Genomic DNA, 17,656 nt, shown 5'->3' with positions numbered 1-17,656 from the left:
ACCGGACTGAAATCGGGTTGTTGCCGGCTTAACGCAAGGCCCCTGCAACGAGCTTGTGGAGCCGGGAATGGATCTGGTCGTTGGCGGCCAGGACCTGCCCCTTGGCAATGCCCGCGTCCGAGCCACGAAAGTCGGTTACGAACCCGCCTGCCTCGCGAACCAGCAGCAGGCCGGCGGCGATGTCCCAGAACTGGAGGTCCTCCTCCCAGAATCCGTCATACCGTCCCGCCGCCACCCAGGCGAGGTCGAGCGCGGCGGAGCCGAACCGGCGGATTCCGGCCACTTCGGGCGAAACGGCAGCGAGGATCTTCTCGAAACGCTCGAGATGGCCGTGCCCCTTGTAGGGGATTCCGGTCGCGACCAGGGCATCGGCGAGGTCGCGCCGGGACGAGACCCGAAGTCGACGGTCGTGGAGCCAGGCGCCCCTGCCCTTTTCCGCCCAGAAGCTTTCGTCGGTCAGCGGCTGGTAGATGAGCCCGTGGCTGATCTCGCCCCAACCCTGGCCGCCCGGTTTCGGCTCCTGGACGGCGATCGATATGGCGAAGTGCGGAATGCCGTGAATGAAGTTGGACGTGCCGTCGATCGGATCGACGATCCAGCGCGGCTTGGCCGGATTGCCTTCGATCGTCCCGCCTTCTTCCAGCAGCAGGCCCCAATCGGGCCGGGCATGACGAAGTTCCTCGACCACCGTCTGCTCGGCGCGCTCGTCGGCGAGGCTGACGAAATCGGCCGGTCCCTTGCGGCTGACCTGAAGCTGCTCGACTTCGCCGAAGTCGCGGCGAAGCCTCGGCGCGGCCTTGCGCGCGGCGCGAGTCATCACGGTGATCAGGCCGGAATGGCTAACCATTTTCTACTCCCCCCTCCTGCTCGCGAAGGGGCCAGGGGTGGATGAACCGGGAGTCGGAACGCCCGCCTCTCATGAGCCTCCCGAAACAGCGGGAGGGCGACACCTAGTCCGCCCGGCGGACGTAGGTCTTCTCGTAAACGTCGACAACGATCCGGGTTCCCGACGTGATGTGCGGCGGAACCATCACGCGCACGCCATTGTCGAGCACCGCGGGCTTGTAGCTGGAGGAAGCGGTCTGCCCCTTCACCACCGCATCAGCCTCGACGATCGTCGCCTCGATCTGGTCGGGGAGCTGAACGGAGATCGGCCGCTCATTGTACAGTTCCATGATCACGTCCATGCCGTCCTGAAGGAAAGCGGCGGGCTCGCCGATCAGATCCTCAGGCAGCGACACCTGCTCGTAATTCTCCTTGTCCATGAACACGAGCTGGTCGCCGTCGCGATAAAGGAACTGGAAATCCTTGGTGTCGAGCCGGACCCGCTCGACGGTTTCGGCGGAGCGGAAGCGGACATTGTTCTTGCGGCCGTCGATGAGGTTCTTCATCTCGACCTGCATGTAGGCACCGCCCTTGCCGGGCTGGGTGTGCTGAATCTTGACGGCGCGCCAGATGCCGCCTTCATACTCGATGATGTTGCCGGGACGGATGTCCACGCCGCTGATCTTCATGTGATGCTCGCTGATCTGGAGAGGTGTGGCAGCGCCTTTAGCGAGCCGCCCGATTTCCGGCAAGGAGCGGGTAGGGATTGACCGGAGTGCCTTCGTACCAGGGTTCGTCCGGAGTCATCCGGTGTACCGCGAAATGGAGGTGGGGACCGGCGGGATCGGCGTTGCCGCTGCTTCCGACGCTGCCGAGGCGATCGCCGCGCTCGACCCGCTGCCCCTCCGTCAGCCCGGGCGCATATTCCTGGAGATGGGCATAATAAAAGATCCAGCGCCGGTCCGGAGAGCGGACATAGACGGTGATGCCGCCACCGCCGCGGCTGAAATACAATTTCTCCACGACGCCGTCCGCCGCAGCCAGAACGGGCGTTCCTTCGGCCGCCATGATATCGATCGCATTGTGAACCCGGGCGCCGCCGTCGCGGTCCTGACGATAAGTGTCGACGAGATCCTGGACCCGGATCCCCGCCACCGGCACCACCAGACCGGACGGTCCCAGAACCAGCCGGGGATCGCTGTCCGGCTCCGTCGTCTCGGTGATGACCTTTTCGGCCGTTTCCTGGCTGCCCTCGCCGAGATTGTTGCCCAGATTGTACAGGGCGATCCAGAAGATGCTCGTGAGCAACGCGGTCACCACCGCGGTCAGCGCCATCAGCAAGCCGGTGCCGAGCTTCCGCATGGCCGCAGAACCCATTCCGGTTCCGACTCGTTCCCCGCCCATGGAACGCATCCGGATCGGCTGCTCGGGCTGGAACTACAAGCATTGGCGCGAGCTCTTCTACCCGAAAGGCCTGCTGGCCAGCCGCTGGTTCGACTTCTACGCCGAGCATTTCGACACGGTGGAGATCAACAACAGCTTCTACATGCTGCCCAAGGCAGAGACGTTCGAAAAGTGGCGCGACCAGGCGCCGCCCGGCTTCTGTTATGCGGTCAAGGCGAACCGTTTCCTCACCCAGGCCAAGAAACTGAAGGATTGCGAGGAGCCGCTGGCGCGGATGATGGCGCCGTTCCGCGCGCTGGGCGACCGACTCGGGCCCATCCTCTACCAGTTGCCGCCGCGCCTGAAGATCAATCTCGACCGGCTGGAGACTTTCCTGAGGCTCGCTCCGAAGGACGTGGTCAACGTCTTCGAGTTTCGCGAAAGGAGCTGGTACGTGCCCGAGACCTATTCATTGCTGGAGCGCTATGGCGCCGCCTTCTGCGTCCACGACATGCCGGGCTCGGCCAGCGAACGGCTCGCGACCGGCCCGATCGCCTATGTCCGATTCCATGGCGGCGAAGGCAAATATTGGGGCCGCTATTCCGACGAAGGCCTGCTTGCCTGGACCGACTGGATCGTCGATCAGGCGCGATCCGGCCGCCCGGTCTGGTGCTTGTTCAACAACGACATCGACGCCCATTCCATCCATGACGCGCAGACGTTGAAGGCGATGGTGGCGCAAGCCGCGCGCTAGCGGTCCAGGATCGGCTGGAACGCCCTCACCGCCGCGGCGGGACCTTCAGCGTGATCCCAGATGCCGCTGCAGACCGCCAGGAAATCGGCGCCTGCCTCGACGAGACTTCGCCCATTCTCCGCAGTGATCCCGCCAATGGCGACGCATGGGAGTTCGAACAGCGTCGACCACCAGCTCAGGATCGAAGGATCGGGGCGGTGGCGAGTCTCCTTGGTGCCGGTCGGAAAGAAAGCGCCGAACGCGACATAGTCCGCCCCGGCCTCGCCCGCCTCCATCGCGAAATGCCGGCTGTCATGACAGGTCACCCCGATCTGTGCCGCAGGTCCGAGCAGGGCGCGCGCCTCGCGCGGGTCGCCATCGCCCTGCCCCAGATGCACACCGTCCGCCCCGAGCCGCTTGGCGAGGCTCATGTCGTCATTGACGATGAAGGCGACGTCCCGGTCGGCGCACAGCCGTTGAAGCGGTTCGGCAAGGCGCGCCGATTCATGCTGGTCCCGGCCTTTGACCCGGAACTGGAAAGCGGCGACCGGACCCGAATCCAGCGCCTGTGCCAGCCTGAGCGGAAAGTCGCCGTCCACGTCGAGAGGCGAGATCAGATAGAGCTGGCACGAGCCCCGATCGCGGCGTTCGAAACGCTCGGCAAATCCCGGATCGAGCCGCAGATCATCATCGTCGGTCATGGTGCCGCTTCTGCCTCGGTGCGCGTCCCTGTCAAACAGAGAAAATGGTCGGGCTTTCGGCCCCAGCCTTCAGCGCGGCGGATCGCGGCGAAGCCGGCCTGCTCCAGCAGTCGGCGGACTTGCGCTTCTTCATAAAGCCTGAAGCCATGGCGGTGGCCCGGCCATTTGCGCAGCTCCTCCGGCGGCTCGAAGCTGATCGACAGGGTGCCACCCGGTCGGACGACCCGCGCCAGCTCGCGCATCGCCGCCTCCGGATCGGGCCAGAAATAAAGATTGTTGACGCTGCAGGCCTTGTCGACGCTGGCATCGGCAAGCGGGATCGCGTCGACCGACGCCTCGAACAGCGCGATCCTGCCGCTGCCAGCAAAACGTCGCCGCGCCCGTTCCACCATTGCCGGGGACAGATCGACGCCGACCACGCGCGCCGAGGTCCGTTCGAGAATGTCGGCGAGCAACGCGCCGCCGCCGAACCCGACTTCGAGCACCTCGTCGCCGGTGCGAAGCTCGAGTTGCTCCAGCGTCAGCCGGTTCATTTCCCGGCCGATCCTGTCCAGCCACGGTCCTAGGAGCAGTCGGCCGACCAGGCCGCTCGGCCGACGAAACTGGCGGGCGAGGTAGCGGCGGAGCGTTACGCCGCCACCTTCTCGGTCGAGGCGCGATAGATTTCGTCGATCGCCGTGCCCAGCGCCCGATCGAATTCCTCGTCGCTCATCTGGTGGCGAAGATCCTCGAGAAGCGCTCGGGAGAAGCTGGCGATCATGCCGCGATTCTTTGCGAGCTCGGCACAGGCCTCCGGCCGGCTGTAGCCGCCGGAAAGGGCCACGACCCGAAGCACGCGCGAGTGATCGACGAGCGGACCGAACAGTCCGGCCTTGGCCGGGAGGCTGAGCTTGAGCATCACCCGATCGTCGCCGGGAAGCGAATCGAGCGCCTTCAGCAGCTCTTCGAGCAGGATCTGGTCGGCCTCGGGCCGTTCCGGGCTCTTGATGTTGACCTCGGGCTCGATGATCGGAACCAGGCCGGAAGCAAGAACCTGCTGCGCCACATCGAACTGCTGCTTCACGATCGCGGCGATCCCCTCGCGGTTGGCAAGGTTGATGACCGATCGCTCCTTGGTCCCGAACACGCCCAGCTTGCGGGCGCGGCTCAGCAACGCGTCGAGTTCCGGCATCGGCTTCATCAGCTGGACGCCATCGGCTTCCGCTTCGAGGCCCTTGTCGATCTTGAGGAAGGGAACGACTCCGCGCTCCTTCAGGACGTGGGGAACGGGCCGGCCGTCAATCTCGCCGTCCATCGTCCGTTCGAACAGGATCGCGCCGATCACCTTGTCGCCGGTGAAGACCGGCGAGGTGATGATCCGCGAGCGCATCTGGTGGATGAGGCCGAACATCTCCTCGTCGTTCGACCAGGCCCCTTCCTCGATTCCGTAGCCCTTGAGCGCCTTGGGCGTGGATCCGCCGCTCTGGTCGAGCGCGGCGATGAAGCCGTTGCCGCTTTCGATCTTCGCCGTCATGGTCGAATCAATCATGTTCAGTCCTCGTCAGTTCTGTTGGATACTGCTTTCAGCTGGAATCGATAACGGCACAGCGCTGAGGTTCACAGCGATCGAAATGCGCAACCCGTCGCCCTTGTAGGGGCGAACTGCATGGCTGAGCCAGGAAGGAAAGATCACGATGCGCCCGCTAGCGGGTCGCATATATTTCTCTCGCTGCTCAGGAATGTGGCCGGGCCGACGAAACCGCAAATCCGGCGTGTTCATTGCGACAGCAGGCATTCGCGGATCGAGCAGGATCAGCTCGCCTCCAAGCGCCTCGTCGTTCGAGCCGCCATAGCCGTCGTCGACATAATAGACGGCGGACCAGAAAGCACCGGGATGGGCATGAAACTGGTTGGCAGCTCCCGGTGGTGAGATGTTGGCCCACATCTCGGGGAACCAGCGGTAGCGCGGCTTGCCGCCGCTACGGACGTCGACGGTGAACCGGTCAGCGTCGGCGATGATCCGCTGGAGCAGACGAGCCGCGGCGTCGCCGCCCCAGCTCAGCATCTGGGTGTCGGAATGCCAGCCGCCGACGTTGGAGACCTGAATTCCCCCATGGACTTCCCGCCGATTCAGGATCGTCTCCCGGAGCTCGCGATTAAGCGCCTCATGGTCGGGATGAACGTCGACGATCACCGGCGTCTCGAAAAGGCTCGCCGCCTGCGGCTGACCCTGGAAGGCAAAACCCGAAGCCACGCTCAGCGGCGCTCCATCAACGCGGCGACGCCCGGCAGCTCCTTCCCTTCCATCCATTCGAGGAAGGCACCGCCCGCCGTCGAGACAAAGGAAAAATCGCCGGCCACGCCGGCCTGGTTAAGAGCCGCAACCGTATCCCCGCCGCCGGCGACCGAAACCAGGCTGCCTTCCTGGGTGAGCGCCGCCGCAGTGCGGGCGAGTGCGACCGTGGCGGAGTCGAAAGGCGGAGTCTCGAAGGCGCCGAGCGGCCCGTTCCACACCAGCGTTCGGCAGGTCTTGAGAGCGTCGGCGAGCGCCTCGACCGCGGCCGGGCCGATGTCGAGGATCATCTCGTCGGGTGCCACCTCGTGGACGTTGCAGGTCCGGACGCTCGGCGGATTGGGTGCGAATTCCTTCGCGACAACGACGTCATAGGGCAGGTGGACGGTGCAATTCGCCCGGTCCGCCGCGTCGAGGATCGCTTCGGCCGTCTCGGTCAGGTCCCGCTCGGCCAGGCTCCTGCCGATCGCGACTCCGCGGGCAGCGAGGAAGGTGTTGGCCATTCCGCCGCCGATGATGAGATGGTCGACCTTGCCGACCAGATTGCGGAGCACGTCCAGCTTGGTCGAAACCTTTGCCCCGCCGACGACCGCCGCGACCGGCCGTTCGGGATCGCCGAGCGCTTTCTGCAGAGCCTTCAGCTCCGCTTCCATCGCCCGCCCGGCATAAGAGGGCAGTAGGCGCGCCACGGCCTCGGTCGAGCTGTGGGCCCGGTGAGCGGCCGAAAAGGCGTCGTTGACGTAGAGGTCGCCAAGCTCCGCCATCGTCGAAGCGAGCGCCGGATCGTTCTTCTCCTCGCCCGGGTGAAAGCGGGTATTTTCGAGGACCGCCACCTGTCCTGGCGAAAGGCCCGCAACCGATTCGCCGGCGTCTTCACCGCAGCAATCCTCGATGAACGCGACGGGACGGCCGAGCACGTTCGAATAGGCCTCGACCACCGGCCTGAGCGACATGTCGGCGCGCCGCTCCCCCTTCGGGCGGCCGAAATGCGCGAGCAGGAGGACGATCGCGCCCTTGTCGGCAAGTTCGGTCACCGTCGGCAGGGTCGCCCGGAGGCGGGTGTCGTCGCTGACCTGCCCGTCCTGCATCGGAACGTTGAGGTCAACCCGGACCAGAGCGCGCTTGCCGCGAACCTCGCCAAGGTCGTCGAGGGTCCTGAACGACGCCATGACGTCAGATCAGGGCCGCCATGGCCGAAGCCGTGTCGACCATCCGGTTCGAGAAGCCCCATTCATTGTCGTACCAGGAGACGACTCGCACCAGCTTACCTTCGAGAACCGCCGTTTCCAGGCTGTCGACCGTCGAACTCGCCGGATTGTGATTGAAGTCGATCGAGACCAGTTTCTCGTTCGTATATGCGAGAATCCCCTTCAAAGCGCCTTCCGCGGCGGCCTTGAGGGCGCCGTTGACCTCCTCCACCGACGTTTCCCGCGAAGGCGTGAAGGTGAGGTCGACGAGGCTGACGTTCGGGGTCGGAACGCGAACCGCCGAACCGTCCAGCTTGCCCTTGAGCTCCGGAAGCACCTCGGCGACCGCACGAGCGGCGCCGGTGGTGGTGGGAATGATCGACATGGCCGCGGCGCGGGCCCGGCGCTTGTCCTTGTGGATCTGGTCGAGGATCTTCTGGTCGTTGGTATAAGCGTGGATCGTCGTCATCAGTCCGCGCTCGATTCCAACGGCTTCGTGAAGGACCTTGGCGACGGGAGCGAGACAGTTGGTGGTGCAGGAGGCGTTGGAAACGATCGTGTGTTCCGCCTTCAGCTGGTCGTGATTGACTCCGTAGACGACCGTGAGATCGACGCCTTTCGCGGGCGCGGAGATCAGGACTTTCCTAGCGCCTGCAGAAAGATGGGCCCCGGCCTTTTCACGATCCGTGAAGAAGCCGGTGCATTCGAGCACGATGTCGATGCCATTTTCGCCGTGCGGAAGCTTGGCAGGATCCTTTTCCGCTGTGACCTTGATCCGGCGACCTTCGATGATCAGGTCGTTGCCGTCCGCTCGCACTTCGCCCGGATAGGGGCCGTGGACGGAGTCGCGCTTGAACAGAAGCGCGTTGGATTCGGCGTCGGCAAGATCGTTTACCGAAACCAGTTCGAGACCGCTGTCGCCTTTCTCGAGGATGGCGCGCGCCACCAGCCGGCCGATGCGCCCGAAACCGTTGATTGCAACTCTCGTGGCCATGTGACTGATCTCCTTCAGGATTGCAGCGCCGCGTGAATGCGCGGCACGATCGCGTCGGCGGTGAAGCCGAACCGCTTGAACAAATCTTCCGCCGGCGCGGAAGCGCCGAAGCGGTCGAGGCCGATGCGGATTCCCCGCCGGCCGGTATAACGTTCCCATCCCAGGGTGGCGCCCGCCTCGATCGAAACGATCAGCGCGTCGTCGGGCAGGATATTGTCCCGATACGCCTCGTCCTGCGCGTCGAACAGGCTCCAGCAGGGCATCGAGACGATGTCGGCGCCGATCCCCTGCGCCTCCAGCTCCGAGGCGACTTCGATCGCGACATGGACTTCCGATCCCGTCGCCAGCAGCACCACCTTGCGCGGCGCGGAGGCCGACCGGAGCCGATAGGCGCCCCGGGAGGAAAGATTGCCGGAAGCCTCCTTCCGCAACTGCGGGAGGTTCTGGCGGCTGAGCGCCAGCACCGCCGGAGTACCGGGCTTGCTCAGCGCCAATTCCCAGCATTCTGCCGTTTCGACCGCGTCCGCGGGACGATAGACGTCGAGATTGGGAATGGCTCGAAGTCCCATCAGCTGTTCGATCGGCTGGTGGGTCGGACCGTCCTCACCGAGGCCGATCGAATCGTGAGTCATCACGTAGACGACCCGCATCTGCTGGAGGGCGGAGAGTCGAATGGCGGGCCGGCAATAATCGGAGAAGATCAGGAACGTTCCGCCATAAGGGATGATCCCGCCATGGAGAGCCATTCCGTTCATCGCCGCGGCCATTCCGAACTCGCGGATCCCATAATATAGGTAACGACCGGAATAGTCCTCGCGGGTCAGCGGCTTGAGCGCCTTCGTTTTGGTGTTGTTCGAACCGGTGAGGTCGGCCGAACCGCCGATCGTGTCGGGCAGCTGAGCGTTGATCGCCTCCAGCGCCATTTCGGACGCCTTGCGGGTCGCCACCTTCTGAGGACTTTCGATCAGGCCGGCGATATAGTCGCGGAGCGAGAAATCCTCCGGCAGCTCGCCGGAGAAGCGGCGAAGCAGCTCCTCACCCCGGTCGCTCGCCTGGAGTCGCTGGCGCCACTGATGATGGTCGGCCTGGGCCCGCCGTCCGGCGGAGCGCCATGCCTCCAATATCTCGTCGGGTAGCTGGAACGGTTCATAGTCCCAGCCGAGCTGCCTGCGCGCCGCCGCCACCTCGTCCGGCCCGAGCGCGGAACCATGGGTCGCGGCCGTGCCCTGCTTGTTGGGAGCGCCGTAACCGATGATCGTCCGGCAGGCGATCAGCGACGGCCTCGGATCGGCCAGCGCCTCGTCGAGCGCCCGGCGAACGTCGGCGCAGTCATGACCGTCGCAAGCCACCGTGTGCCAGCCATAGGCCTGGTAACGAACAAGAATGTCTTCGGAAGTGGAAAGCGCCGTCGATCCGTCGATGGTGATCTGATTGTCGTCCCAAAGGACGTTCAGACGGCCAAGGCGGAGATGGCCGGCAAGGCCCGCCGCCTCATGATTGACCCCTTCCATCAGGTCGCCGTCGCCGGCGATGACCCAGGTGCGATGATCGACGAGATCGTCGCCATAGTCGGCATTGAGGTGACGCTCGGCGATCGCCATCCCGACGGCCATGGCGAAGCCCTGGCCAAGCGGACCGGTGGTCGCCTCGATTCCGTCGAGAAGAAAATTTTCCGGGTGCCCCGCACAGGGACTGCCGAGTTGCCGGAAGTTCCTGATTTCGTCCATCGTCGGCCGAGCGTAGCCGGTGAGATGAAGGAGCGAGTAAAGCAGCATCGATCCGTGGCCGGCGGAGAGGACGAACCGGTCGCGGTCGGGCCAGGCCGGATCGAGTGGATCGTGCCGGAGATATTCGGTCCAGAGGATCGTGGCGGCGTCCGCCATTCCCATCGGCATTCCTGGATGGCCGCTATTGGCCGCCTGAACGGCGTCCATCGACAGCGCCCTGATGGCATTGGCGAGAAGTCTCGTGTCGGCGGGCATGCGGTCCCCTTGGATCCGGAATCCGGGTGAAGGCGCGGCGGCGCTGGGGCTCCTTTATCGGCGGTGGCGCGCGCGTCAACCGCAGCAGGCTTGCCGCCACGCACAGGCATGCTATGCCTATGAGAAATGGCCGATCCCCGCGCCCTAGATGCCATCCACCGCATCGAACGGGCACTTGCGCGCATCGAATCCGCCCTCGACCGCCCGATCGCGACAGTCGAGGCCTCGCCTTCCGAAGATTATCTCGAATTGCGTCAGGCGCATGACAGGCTCCGGCGAAGAGTGGCGGGAGCGATCGGACAGATCGACGAGCTGCTCGAAATTCGGGGGCGTCGCTGATGGCCAATATCGAGATCGAGGTGGCCGGGCGTCGCTACAATGTCGCTTGCCGCGACGGCGAGGAGGACCATCTTCGCTCGATCGCCTCGCTCGTCGATCGGCGCGCGCAGGACGCGGCTGCCGCCTTGGGCGGATTGACGGAAACGCGTCAACTGCTGTTTGCCGCTCTGCTGATCGCCGACGATCTTCAGGAAGCGCGTTCCGGCCGTGGCCAGTCCGATTCTTCGCCCTCGCCGGACGATCCGGTCATCGGCGAAGCGCTCGAGCGGCTCGCCGGACGGATGGAAAATCTGGCCGAGCGGCTTGAGCAGGAGCGAGCCAGCCCCTAAATTGAGGATGACGGGTACTGCCCGGTACGAGCTTTCGAGAACATCCCTGAGGCGATATCACATCCTTGGGGGCTGTCCCTGCCCGGACCCTGGTCCGACGCACATGGTCCCCACCTGACGTTGAGGCGTCAGAGGATATTCTAAGCAACGGCCATGGCGGTCCCGTCACCCTCCCCTCCCGCAAAAGCGGAATTGCGGGCCGAAGGCCTGAGGCGGCGGCGCGACTTCGCTCGAAGCCTCACCCCCGAGCTTCGCGCCGACCTTGAGTGGAAGCTCGCCCGGCTGGTCCTCCCGCATCTGATCGAGGCGCGACTGATCGCCGCCTATCATCCGCTCAAGGACGAGATCAGCCCCTATCCGCTGATCGAGTCGCTCGGCGCGGGCCAGAAATGGGCGCTGCCCTGGTTCGGAGATCGCGATGAACGGATGATCTGGCGCGAAGGCCCGGCCCGCGAGCCCAGCCCCTGGGGCGTGCTCCAGCCCGGCGGCGACGCCCCGGCGGTCGCGCCGGACGTCGTCCTCGTTCCGGTCGTCCTCGCCGACCGTCAGGGCACCCGAATCGGCCATGGCAAGGGCCATTATGACCGTGCCCTGGCCCATCTGCGGCAGGCCGGGAGCGTCTTCACGATCGGAATTGCCTGGGAACAGCAGATCATCGACGAACCGATTCCCCGCGACTCCTGGGACATGCCACTCGATGCGCTGGCGACTCCGCGCGAATGGATCAGTTGCCGATGAACCCAACCTGGCGAAAGCCCGCCGGAATCTTCGCGATCATCGCGCTGATCGCCGCGTGGAGCGTGATCGTGGTCAATGTCGCCGACGCGATCGGCGCAATGCATTGGGCGGTTCAGGCCATCTTCTTCATCGTGGCCGGAATCGCCTGGATCCTTCCGCTCAAGCCGCTTCTGCGCTGGATGGAAACCGGCCGCTGGCGCGCCTGAAGCGCGAGCGCCTTTCACCCTGATCGTGAGTAGACTCACATGGTGGTGAATGGCGCGAGTGACGGGGCTCGAACCCGCGACCTCCGGCGTGACAGGCCGGCGCTCTAACCAACTGAGCTACACCCGCGCGATCTGGTGAGGGCGCGAGGTAGTGGAGGCACCAGAGCCTGTCAAGCAAGCCGAGCGCAATAAGTTGGCGCCGCCGATTCAGCCTGTGGACGAGCCCTGCAAAGGCGGTCGCGCCTCCTCGTGATGCTCGTGGATCAGGGTGCCCTCTTCGAACAGGAATCCGGCAATGTCGGGTTTTCCGGCGGCATCCAGAACCGTCCGGATGATGATCAGGAGCGGCACGGCCAAGAGCGCTCCCGTCGTCCCCCAGACCCAGGCCCAGAAGCTCAGCGAAAGCAGGATGAGCAACGGATTGATCGTCAACCGGCGGCCGACGACGGTGGGCGTGAAGAGATTGGCCTCGACGAGGTGAATGACGGTGAAGCTCAGCGCCGGCAGGAGAGCGTACCAGGGATCCTCGAACGTCATCAGTCCGCCCAGCGCGAGAAGCAAGGTGGAAGCGATCGGGCCGAGATAGGGGATGTAGTTCAGAACTGCGGCGATTCCGCCCCACATGAGCGGAGTCGGCATTCCGATCAGATGGAGCACGAGCGCCACCACCAACCCCATGCCGATGTTCACGATGGTGATGGTTCCGAGATAGGTCGACGTGGCGTCGACCACCTGCTGAATCACGCGGGCGGTGGTCATGGCGCCGCCGAAGCTGACCCGGGCGGTGATCGTGCGCTTTCGCATCCGGGTCCATCCGGAAAGGAAGAAGAAGATCACCAGGACCGCGAAGAACATCTGGATCGCGGCATAGGGCGCCGAGCTGGCGATGATCTGCAGCAGCGAATTGGGCGTTTCCACCTGCACGGTCTGAGATGCGGCGGCCGGAGACCGGCCGAACTCGCGGACGATGTCGTCGACGAACTCCTCGAGATTGGCATAGACTTCGAAGATCGGAGTCAGCGTTTCCCGAAGCCGTCCGATCCTTTCCGGAAGCAGTCGAAACCATTCCGTCGCCGGCAAGACGATCGCGGCGACGGCGACATTGGCGACAACGATCAGCAGGACGACGCAAAGCAGGGCCGCAAGGGCCGACGGCACCCGCCGCCGCTCGAGCCATTCGAGCAGCGGCACCAGCGCTATGGCGACGACCATGGCCGCGGTGACGGGAAGGAAGAATTCGGCCCCGGCGCGAAGCGCGAAAGGCGTGGCAAGCGCAAGTCCGACGCCCGACATCAAAGCCAGCGAGGCGAGCAACCGGTCGCGGCGAAAGGCGGTGATTTCGGTTTCGACTTCGAGGCCGTGCAGTGGCGACGGCGCCTCGCCCGCGGCTTCGCCTTCCCGCTCCTGCTTCATTCCGACGCGATCCTCCTGTCGGGCGACCATGCCTTCAATGAAGGATGCTGAGAAGATGATGATTGGCGGCCGCCACTGTTCTTCGAACAGCGTGCGGATGATTTGGTGCCCCTGGCCCGAGTCGAACGGGCACTCCTTGCGGAACTCGATTTTGAGTCGAGCGCGTCTACCAATTCCGCCACAGGGGCCACACCATGGCCCAACAAGCCATGGTCAATCCTCCGACGCGATCTTCGAGCTGCCGGCTTTCGCCGGCTTCGAAGCCGCTCCGGAGCGACGCTCCTTAATGCGGCGCCGGGCGGGCCGCAACAGCCACCCGCCCGGCCGCGCAAGTCAGGCGAACACCTCGGCGGTGTCGCGCCCCTTCGGATCCGGCCCATATTTGTTGGGGCCACGAGTGCCTTCAAGGAAATAAAAGACGAGCAGTACCAGGCCCAGCACAAGCGCAACGAGCATTGCGGCGACTCCGAGCAGGCCCGCAGCGGCAAGGCCGCCCTCGGTCCCGCTTGCCGCTCCGGCTCCGATCGCCATCGCGCCGACAATGTAGGGGACGATCGGCGCAAGCACCCACCAGCCGCTGCGATTGGTATCGTGAAGCCGGCGGACGGCGACGGCGATGGACGGAATGATCACCGCCAGCGCGTAGATCCCGTAGAGCCCGAAGATCAGCAAGGCCGCTCCGCCAGCAGTGGCCATGGCCGTCGGGTCGCCGGAAAACATTCCGCCAGCGCCGACCACCATCGCAAGAACGGCGATAATGATGTAGACGATCACCTGGAACAATTGCCACATCCAGAATTCCATGCGGCGCGAACGGCCTGAAAAGTCCGCGTAGCGCTTCAGCGGCATCAGCATCCATTCCATTGGAGTTCCCCCTTAGTCACGCCGCCACAGCAAGGCGGCCAAGCAGCGTCCGTCATTTCGCGAAACGAATCAAGTGAGTCGCGAATCGGGCGCGGGACGGGTCGCCGCCTTCGTCCTGGTCGGTCGGGTGCTGTCCAATGGCTAGAGACGGTCGAAGTCTCCGCCGCGACCCAATCCGCCGGCGAAGCGGGCGGCGCCGTCGCGGGCGCCTTCGCGAACCGGCGCTTCGCCGCCTTGCGCTTCCGCCGCAAGGGCCTGAGCCAAAGGCAGGTCCCACTGGGCATAAGCGGATTGCCGGTCGGCCCGAAGGCACAAAGCCGGAAACCGGGCGATCTCGCCGGCCAGGGATTGGGCCGCCTCGAGCGCCGCACCTGCCGGCGCCAGCCGGTTGGCAAGCCCCATCGACAGGGCCTCCTCGGCGGCCACCGGGCGACCGGTGAGGATCATGTCGAGCGCACGCCCCTGACCGACCAGTCGCGGCAGCCGGACGGTGCCGCCGTCGACCAGCGGAACGCCCCAGCGGCGGCAAAAGACTCCGAATGTCGCCGTTGCCGAGGCGACCCGAAGATCGCACCACAGCGCCAGTTCGAGACCACCGGCGACGGCATAGCCTTCCACCGCAGCGATGACGGGCTTGGACAGCAGCCGCCGGGTGGGCCCCATCGGGCCGGGGCCGTTCGGATCATATTCGACGCCCTCGGCAGCGAAGGCCTTGAGATCATAGCCTGCACAGAAATGCCCGCCGCTTCCGGTCAGCACCGCCACCTGCGCTTCTTCGTCGGCGTCGAACGCATCAAAGGCATCGCGGAGCGCCTGCGCCGTCGCCGGATCGACGGCATTGCGCCGCTCCGGACGGTTCAGGGAGATGGTGACGACGGGGCCGTCCTGGTCGACGAGGAGGGTCAAATCCGCCGCTCCCGCCCTTGCCAGAAGGGATCGCGAAGCGCCCGCCGAAGCGGCTTGCCTACCGGGCTGAGCGGAATCGACTCGACGAAGCGGACCGACTTTGGCGCCTTGTAGGCGGCGAGCCGATCGCGGGCGAAGGCGATCAGCGCCGGCGGATCGGCTTCCTGGCCCTCGCGAAGGACGGCAAAGGCGGTGACCTGCTCGCCCCAGGTTTCGTCGGGAAGCCCGACCACCGCCACCTGGGCGATGGCCGGATGGGCGGAAAGCACGTCCTCCACCTCGCGCGGATAGACGTTGTAGCCGCCGGTCACGATCATGTCGGAGGTTCGATCGACCAGGGTCAGGTAGCCTTCGCCGTCGAAACGACCGATGTCGCGCGTGCGAAGCCAGTTTCCGGGGAGAAAGGCCTGTATCGAAGGATCGCTATAGCCCTTCATCATGAAGGGCGCGCGAAGCACGATCTCGCCCGGCTCGCCCTCGGCAACGTCGCTCCCGTCCTCGTCGACGAGGCGAACTTCGCATTCGACGCTCGGCCGGCCGCAGGAGAGAAGCCGTTCGGGAGGAGCGCCGGCATGTTCCTCCTTAGCAAGGCGGCAGATGGCTAGCGGTGCTTCGGTCTGGCCGTAATATTGAACGAAGACGGGACCCCAGAGCTCCAGCCCCTTTTCGAGCACGGGCCGGGGCATGGGCGAGGCGCCGTAGAGGATCGTTTCGACCGATCGGAAATCCGCCCGTTCGATCCCGGGCAGCTGGAACAGCATCTGCAACATGGTGGGGACGAGATTGAGAGCGGCCGGCCGCCAGCGTTCGATGGCCTCGACATAATCGGCCGGACTGAAGCCCGGCAGGACCGCCGCCGCTCCGCCCCGAAGCCAATAGGGAAGAACGAACGTGCCGCTCGCATGGATCATCGAGGCGGCGTGAAGCATCGCCTCCCCCGGCCGCGGATCGACCAGGTTCGACAGGATATTGTGGACCACGGCCGAATAGCTGGCGTGCGTGTGCTGAGCCGCCTTGAGCTTGCCGGTCGTTCCGGAAGTGAACAGCGCCAGAATGACGTCATTGGGATCGTGGCGAAGGCGCGGATCGGAATCCGAGGCGTTCCGGGCGAGTTCGAGCAGGTCCGGACCGGCTTCGGCCGATCCGAGTCCGAACAGCTTCAGGTCCGGAATCGCCGACTTGAGCGCCGCCGCCCGTTCGCTCTGGGTCGGGCCATAGACCAGCATTTCGGCCCGGGTGAGTTCGAGCATCTGGCGATGTTCGGCGAGCGACAGCCGTCCATTGAGCGGGGTTCGGGTGAGACCCGCCTTCACGCAGGCGAAGTCGCAAGGAATGGAATGGAGGCCGTTGTCGAGCAGCAGTGCAATCGGACAGCCTTTCCCGAGCCCGAGACCCGAAACGAAGAAATTGGCGAGCCGGTTCGAGACGAGATCCACCTGACGGAAGGTCAGGCGGTCCTCTCCGAACAGGACGGCCGTTCGATCGCCATGGTAGAGCGCCCCTCGGCGGATGAGTTCGGTGACCAGCATAAGGCTCCTCTCTTCCCACCTTTGTGGACTCGGCATGGAGCGGCTGGCAAGCGGATGCGTTGCCACGATCGGAGAGGAAGCGAGAAGGAGCGGCGCGAATGAAGCCGATGACGGAAACCCATCTTGCCATTCTTCGGCGGCACATGGTCGAGGTGATCGACATGCATTTCGATCTTGCCGAGGAGGAGATCGGCCAGGACGCCCTCGGCACGCCGCTCCGCAACGCTTTGCTTCGAGTGCCGCGTCACCTGTTCGTGCCTGCCCAGCTGGCAGCCGTCGCCTATCAGGACACGCCGTTGCCGATCGGCTTCGACAAGACGCTTTCGCAGCCCTTCATCGGCGCGCTGATGCTCGAGCTTCTGGACATCGAGCAGCACCAGTCCGTCCTCGAAGTGGGAACGGGGCTGGGCTGGCAGGCTGCGGTGATGGCGGAGCTCGACGCCAGGGTCTTCAGCGTGGAAATCGTCGAGGAATTCGCCGAAGCGGCGCGAGTGCGGCTTGCCGCGATTGGCCTCGACGTCAACATCCGGGTTGGCGACGGCTCGCGCGGATGGAACGAGCATTCGCCATTCGATCGGATCCTCGTCACGGCCGCCGCGCCCGAGCCGCCCGAAGCTCTGGTCGAGCAGCTTGCGCCGGGGGGACGGATGGTGATCCCCCTCGGCGGCAAGGAGGTCCAGCAGCTGAGCGTCGTCGACAAGGATCGCGGCGGCGCGGTTCATAGCCGAGCCGTCCTTCCGGTCCGATTCACTCAGCTCGAGACTGCCTGAATGGCGACGCTGAGCGCCGGGATTCTGCTCTGGCGTCGGTGCGGCGGAGAATGCGAAGTGCTGCTCGCCCATTTCGGCGGACCGCAGTGGCGCCGAAGGGATGAGGGCGCCTGGGCCATTCCCAAGGGGCTGGTCGAAGAAGGCGAAGACATCGAGGCCTGTGCCCGTCGCGAGTTCAAGGAGGAGATCGGCGTTTGCCCCGAAGGGACGCTCGTTCCGCTCGGCCGAATTCGGCAGAAGGGCGGCAAATGGGTCGAAGCCTTCGCGCTGGAGGGGGATCTCGATCCGCAGCGGATCGAGAGCAACCACTTCACCCTCGAATGGCCGCCGCGAAGTGGGCGAATGCAGAGCTTTCCGGAAGTGGATCGCGCCGCCTGGTTCACGCTCCCAAGGGCGCGCGAGATGATTCTTCCGAGCCAGTTGCCAATTCTGGAGCGCTTCGAACGGGAGGAGCTATCGAGGTTTACCGCATTTTCACCGTAACA

General features: G+C 65.1%; 21 protein-coding genes and 2 tRNA genes. 7 read left to right on the top strand and 16 right to left on the bottom strand.

From position 1 onward, the window contains the following. Positions 1–28 precede the first annotated feature (28 nt). The 3 genes from ACRYLT_RS11770 to ACRYLT_RS11760 form a co-directional block, all read right to left on the bottom strand. Positions 29–847, bottom strand: coding sequence for an inositol monophosphatase family protein (locus tag ACRYLT_RS11770; RefSeq protein ID WP_482664285.1), 819 nt, complete (start codon positions 845–847; stop codon positions 29–31). Between the two features lie 103 nt (positions 848–950). Continuing rightward, a complete protein-coding gene (gene efp, locus ACRYLT_RS11765; RefSeq protein ID WP_482664284.1) occupies positions 951–1,514 on the bottom strand; it encodes an elongation factor P in 564 nt (187 codons plus the stop codon). Positions 1,515–1,551: 37 nt separating this feature from the next. Next, positions 1,552–2,202 carry a M23 family metallopeptidase gene (locus ACRYLT_RS11760; protein ID WP_482664283.1) on the bottom strand — a complete coding sequence of 217 codons (651 nt, stop codon included), beginning with the start codon at positions 2,200–2,202 and terminating at the stop codon, positions 1,552–1,554. On the opposite strand from ACRYLT_RS11760, the gene ACRYLT_RS11755 reads away from it, so the two are divergent. Continuing rightward, entirely contained in the window at positions 2,186–2,962 is a 777-nt protein-coding gene (locus tag ACRYLT_RS11755; RefSeq protein WP_482664282.1) for a DUF72 domain-containing protein, read from the top strand. The genes ACRYLT_RS11760 and ACRYLT_RS11755 overlap by 17 nt on opposite strands. Here ACRYLT_RS11755 and thiE read toward each other — a convergent pair. From thiE to tkt, 7 genes are all read right to left on the bottom strand, one after another. Then, a complete protein-coding gene (thiE, locus tag ACRYLT_RS11750) occupies positions 2,959–3,642 on the bottom strand; it encodes a thiamine phosphate synthase (RefSeq protein WP_482664281.1) in 684 nt (227 codons plus the stop codon). The two genes, ACRYLT_RS11755 and thiE, sit on opposite strands and share 4 nt — an antisense overlap. After that, on the bottom strand, positions 3,639–4,175 hold the full coding sequence (locus ACRYLT_RS11745) for a class I SAM-dependent methyltransferase (protein ID WP_482664280.1): 537 nt from the start codon (positions 4,173–4,175) through the stop codon (positions 3,639–3,641). The genes thiE and ACRYLT_RS11745 overlap by 4 nt, the downstream gene beginning before the upstream one ends. A 95-nt stretch (positions 4,176–4,270) precedes the next feature. Next, complete coding sequence (locus ACRYLT_RS11740; protein ID WP_482664279.1) at positions 4,271–5,170, bottom strand: fructose bisphosphate aldolase; 900 nt, start codon at positions 5,168–5,170, stop codon at positions 4,271–4,273. 12 nt (positions 5,171–5,182) lie between these two features. Further along, positions 5,183–5,875, bottom strand: a complete 693-nt coding sequence (locus ACRYLT_RS11735; protein ID WP_482664278.1) for a 2OG-Fe(II) oxygenase family protein — start codon at positions 5,873–5,875, stop codon at positions 5,183–5,185. A gap of 2 nt (positions 5,876–5,877) precedes the next feature. After that, the gene (locus ACRYLT_RS11730; RefSeq protein WP_482664277.1) at positions 5,878–7,083 is read right to left on the bottom strand and encodes a phosphoglycerate kinase; all 1,206 of its coding nucleotides are present in this window, start codon (positions 7,081–7,083) and stop codon (positions 5,878–5,880) included. 4 nt (positions 7,084–7,087) lie between these two features. After that, the gene (gap, locus tag ACRYLT_RS11725; protein ID WP_482664276.1) at positions 7,088–8,095 is read right to left on the bottom strand and encodes a type I glyceraldehyde-3-phosphate dehydrogenase; all 1,008 of its coding nucleotides are present in this window, start codon (positions 8,093–8,095) and stop codon (positions 7,088–7,090) included. 14 nt (positions 8,096–8,109) lie between these two features. Then, positions 8,110–10,077 (bottom strand): transketolase, encoded by a 1,968-nt coding sequence (gene tkt, locus ACRYLT_RS11720; RefSeq protein WP_482664275.1) that lies wholly within the window; start codon positions 10,075–10,077, stop codon positions 8,110–8,112. A gap of 126 nt (positions 10,078–10,203) precedes the next feature. On the opposite strand from tkt, the gene ACRYLT_RS11715 reads away from it, so the two are divergent. From ACRYLT_RS11715 to ACRYLT_RS11700, 4 genes are all read left to right on the top strand, one after another. Next, positions 10,204–10,416 (top strand): hypothetical protein, encoded by a 213-nt coding sequence (locus tag ACRYLT_RS11715; RefSeq protein WP_482664274.1) that lies wholly within the window; start codon positions 10,204–10,206, stop codon positions 10,414–10,416. Beyond that, positions 10,416–10,745 carry a cell division protein ZapA gene (locus ACRYLT_RS11710; protein WP_482664273.1) on the top strand — a complete coding sequence of 110 codons (330 nt, stop codon included), beginning with the start codon at positions 10,416–10,418 and terminating at the stop codon, positions 10,743–10,745. Before ACRYLT_RS11715 ends, ACRYLT_RS11710 begins: the two co-directional genes overlap by 1 nt. A gap of 153 nt (positions 10,746–10,898) precedes the next feature. Then, on the top strand, positions 10,899–11,483 hold the full coding sequence (locus tag ACRYLT_RS11705; RefSeq protein ID WP_482664272.1) for a 5-formyltetrahydrofolate cyclo-ligase: 585 nt from the start codon (positions 10,899–10,901) through the stop codon (positions 11,481–11,483). Further along, the gene (locus ACRYLT_RS11700) at positions 11,480–11,689 is read left to right on the top strand and encodes a DUF2842 domain-containing protein (protein WP_482664271.1); all 210 of its coding nucleotides are present in this window, start codon (positions 11,480–11,482) and stop codon (positions 11,687–11,689) included. Before ACRYLT_RS11705 ends, ACRYLT_RS11700 begins: the two co-directional genes overlap by 4 nt. A gap of 50 nt (positions 11,690–11,739) precedes the next feature. Here the strand turns inward: ACRYLT_RS11700 and ACRYLT_RS11695 are convergent. The 6 genes from ACRYLT_RS11695 to ACRYLT_RS11670 form a co-directional block, all read right to left on the bottom strand. Next, a tRNA-Asp gene (locus ACRYLT_RS11695) sits at positions 11,740–11,816 on the bottom strand. Positions 11,817–11,896: 80 nt separating this feature from the next. Then, positions 11,897–13,102 carry an AI-2E family transporter gene (locus tag ACRYLT_RS11690; RefSeq protein WP_482664270.1) on the bottom strand — a complete coding sequence of 402 codons (1,206 nt, stop codon included), beginning with the start codon at positions 13,100–13,102 and terminating at the stop codon, positions 11,897–11,899. A 103-nt stretch (positions 13,103–13,205) separates the two neighbouring features. Continuing rightward, positions 13,206–13,290 (bottom strand) — tRNA-Leu (locus ACRYLT_RS11685). Positions 13,291–13,435: 145 nt separating this feature from the next. Then, positions 13,436–13,966: a DUF805 domain-containing protein gene (locus ACRYLT_RS11680; RefSeq protein WP_482664269.1), complete on the bottom strand. Its 531-nt coding sequence runs from the start codon at positions 13,964–13,966 to the stop codon at positions 13,436–13,438. 141 nt (positions 13,967–14,107) lie between these two features. After that, a complete protein-coding gene (locus ACRYLT_RS11675; protein WP_482664268.1) occupies positions 14,108–14,872 on the bottom strand; it encodes a crotonase/enoyl-CoA hydratase family protein in 765 nt (254 codons plus the stop codon). Further along, a complete protein-coding gene (locus ACRYLT_RS11670) occupies positions 14,869–16,401 on the bottom strand; it encodes an AMP-binding protein (protein WP_482664267.1) in 1,533 nt (510 codons plus the stop codon). Before ACRYLT_RS11670 ends, ACRYLT_RS11675 begins: the two co-directional genes overlap by 4 nt. Before the next feature lie 98 nt (positions 16,402–16,499). Here ACRYLT_RS11670 and ACRYLT_RS11665 point away from each other — a divergent pair, with 98 nt between their 5' ends. Beyond that, positions 16,500–17,171, top strand: a complete 672-nt coding sequence (locus ACRYLT_RS11665) for a protein-L-isoaspartate(D-aspartate) O-methyltransferase (protein ID WP_482664266.1) — start codon at positions 16,500–16,502, stop codon at positions 17,169–17,171. Then, entirely contained in the window at positions 17,172–17,654 is a 483-nt protein-coding gene (locus tag ACRYLT_RS11660) for an NUDIX hydrolase (protein WP_482664265.1), read from the top strand. Positions 17,655–17,656: the final 2 nt, after the last annotated feature.

The organism is Sphingosinicella sp. SM1-17 (assembly GCF_056821765.1).
The sequence above is the reverse complement of the archived record's forward strand: the minus strand, read 5'-3'. Positions and strand labels throughout refer to the sequence as shown.

Excerpts from the sequence above, each read along its gene's own strand:
- ACRYLT_RS11770 (WP_482664285.1), bottom strand. The coding sequence starts at position 847 with ATGGTTAGCCATTCCGGCCTGATCACCGTGATGACTCGCGCCGCGCGC.
- efp (WP_482664284.1), bottom strand. The coding sequence starts at position 1,514 with ATGAAGATCAGCGGCGTGGACATCCGTCCCGGCAACATCATCGAGTAT.
- ACRYLT_RS11755 (WP_482664282.1), top strand. The coding sequence starts at position 2,186 with ATGGCCGCAGAACCCATTCCGGTTCCGACTCGTTCCCCGCCCATGGAA.
- ACRYLT_RS11760 (WP_482664283.1), bottom strand. The coding sequence starts at position 2,202 with ATGGGTTCTGCGGCCATGCGGAAGCTCGGCACCGGCTTGCTGATGGCG.
- thiE (WP_482664281.1), bottom strand. The coding sequence starts at position 3,642 with ATGACCGACGATGATGATCTGCGGCTCGATCCGGGATTTGCCGAGCGT.
- ACRYLT_RS11745 (WP_482664280.1), bottom strand. The coding sequence starts at position 4,175 with ATGAACCGGCTGACGCTGGAGCAACTCGAGCTTCGCACCGGCGACGAG.
- ACRYLT_RS11740 (WP_482664279.1), bottom strand. The coding sequence starts at position 5,170 with ATGATTGATTCGACCATGACGGCGAAGATCGAAAGCGGCAACGGCTTC.
- ACRYLT_RS11730 (WP_482664277.1), bottom strand. The coding sequence starts at position 7,083 with ATGGCGTCGTTCAGGACCCTCGACGACCTTGGCGAGGTTCGCGGCAAG.
- gap (WP_482664276.1), bottom strand. The coding sequence starts at position 8,095 with ATGGCCACGAGAGTTGCAATCAACGGTTTCGGGCGCATCGGCCGGCTG.
- tkt (WP_482664275.1), bottom strand. The coding sequence starts at position 10,077 with ATGCCCGCCGACACGAGACTTCTCGCCAATGCCATCAGGGCGCTGTCG.
- ACRYLT_RS11715 (WP_482664274.1), top strand. The coding sequence starts at position 10,204 with ATGGCCGATCCCCGCGCCCTAGATGCCATCCACCGCATCGAACGGGCA.
- ACRYLT_RS11710 (WP_482664273.1), top strand. The coding sequence starts at position 10,416 with ATGGCCAATATCGAGATCGAGGTGGCCGGGCGTCGCTACAATGTCGCT.
- ACRYLT_RS11705 (WP_482664272.1), top strand. The coding sequence starts at position 10,899 with ATGGCGGTCCCGTCACCCTCCCCTCCCGCAAAAGCGGAATTGCGGGCC.
- ACRYLT_RS11700 (WP_482664271.1), top strand. The coding sequence starts at position 11,480 with ATGAACCCAACCTGGCGAAAGCCCGCCGGAATCTTCGCGATCATCGCG.
- ACRYLT_RS11690 (WP_482664270.1), bottom strand. The coding sequence starts at position 13,102 with ATGAAGCAGGAGCGGGAAGGCGAAGCCGCGGGCGAGGCGCCGTCGCCA.
- ACRYLT_RS11680 (WP_482664269.1), bottom strand. The coding sequence starts at position 13,966 with ATGGAATGGATGCTGATGCCGCTGAAGCGCTACGCGGACTTTTCAGGC.
- ACRYLT_RS11670 (WP_482664267.1), bottom strand. The coding sequence starts at position 16,401 with ATGCTGGTCACCGAACTCATCCGCCGAGGGGCGCTCTACCATGGCGAT.
- ACRYLT_RS11665 (WP_482664266.1), top strand. The coding sequence starts at position 16,500 with ATGAAGCCGATGACGGAAACCCATCTTGCCATTCTTCGGCGGCACATG.
- ACRYLT_RS11660 (WP_482664265.1), top strand. The coding sequence starts at position 17,172 with ATGGCGACGCTGAGCGCCGGGATTCTGCTCTGGCGTCGGTGCGGCGGA.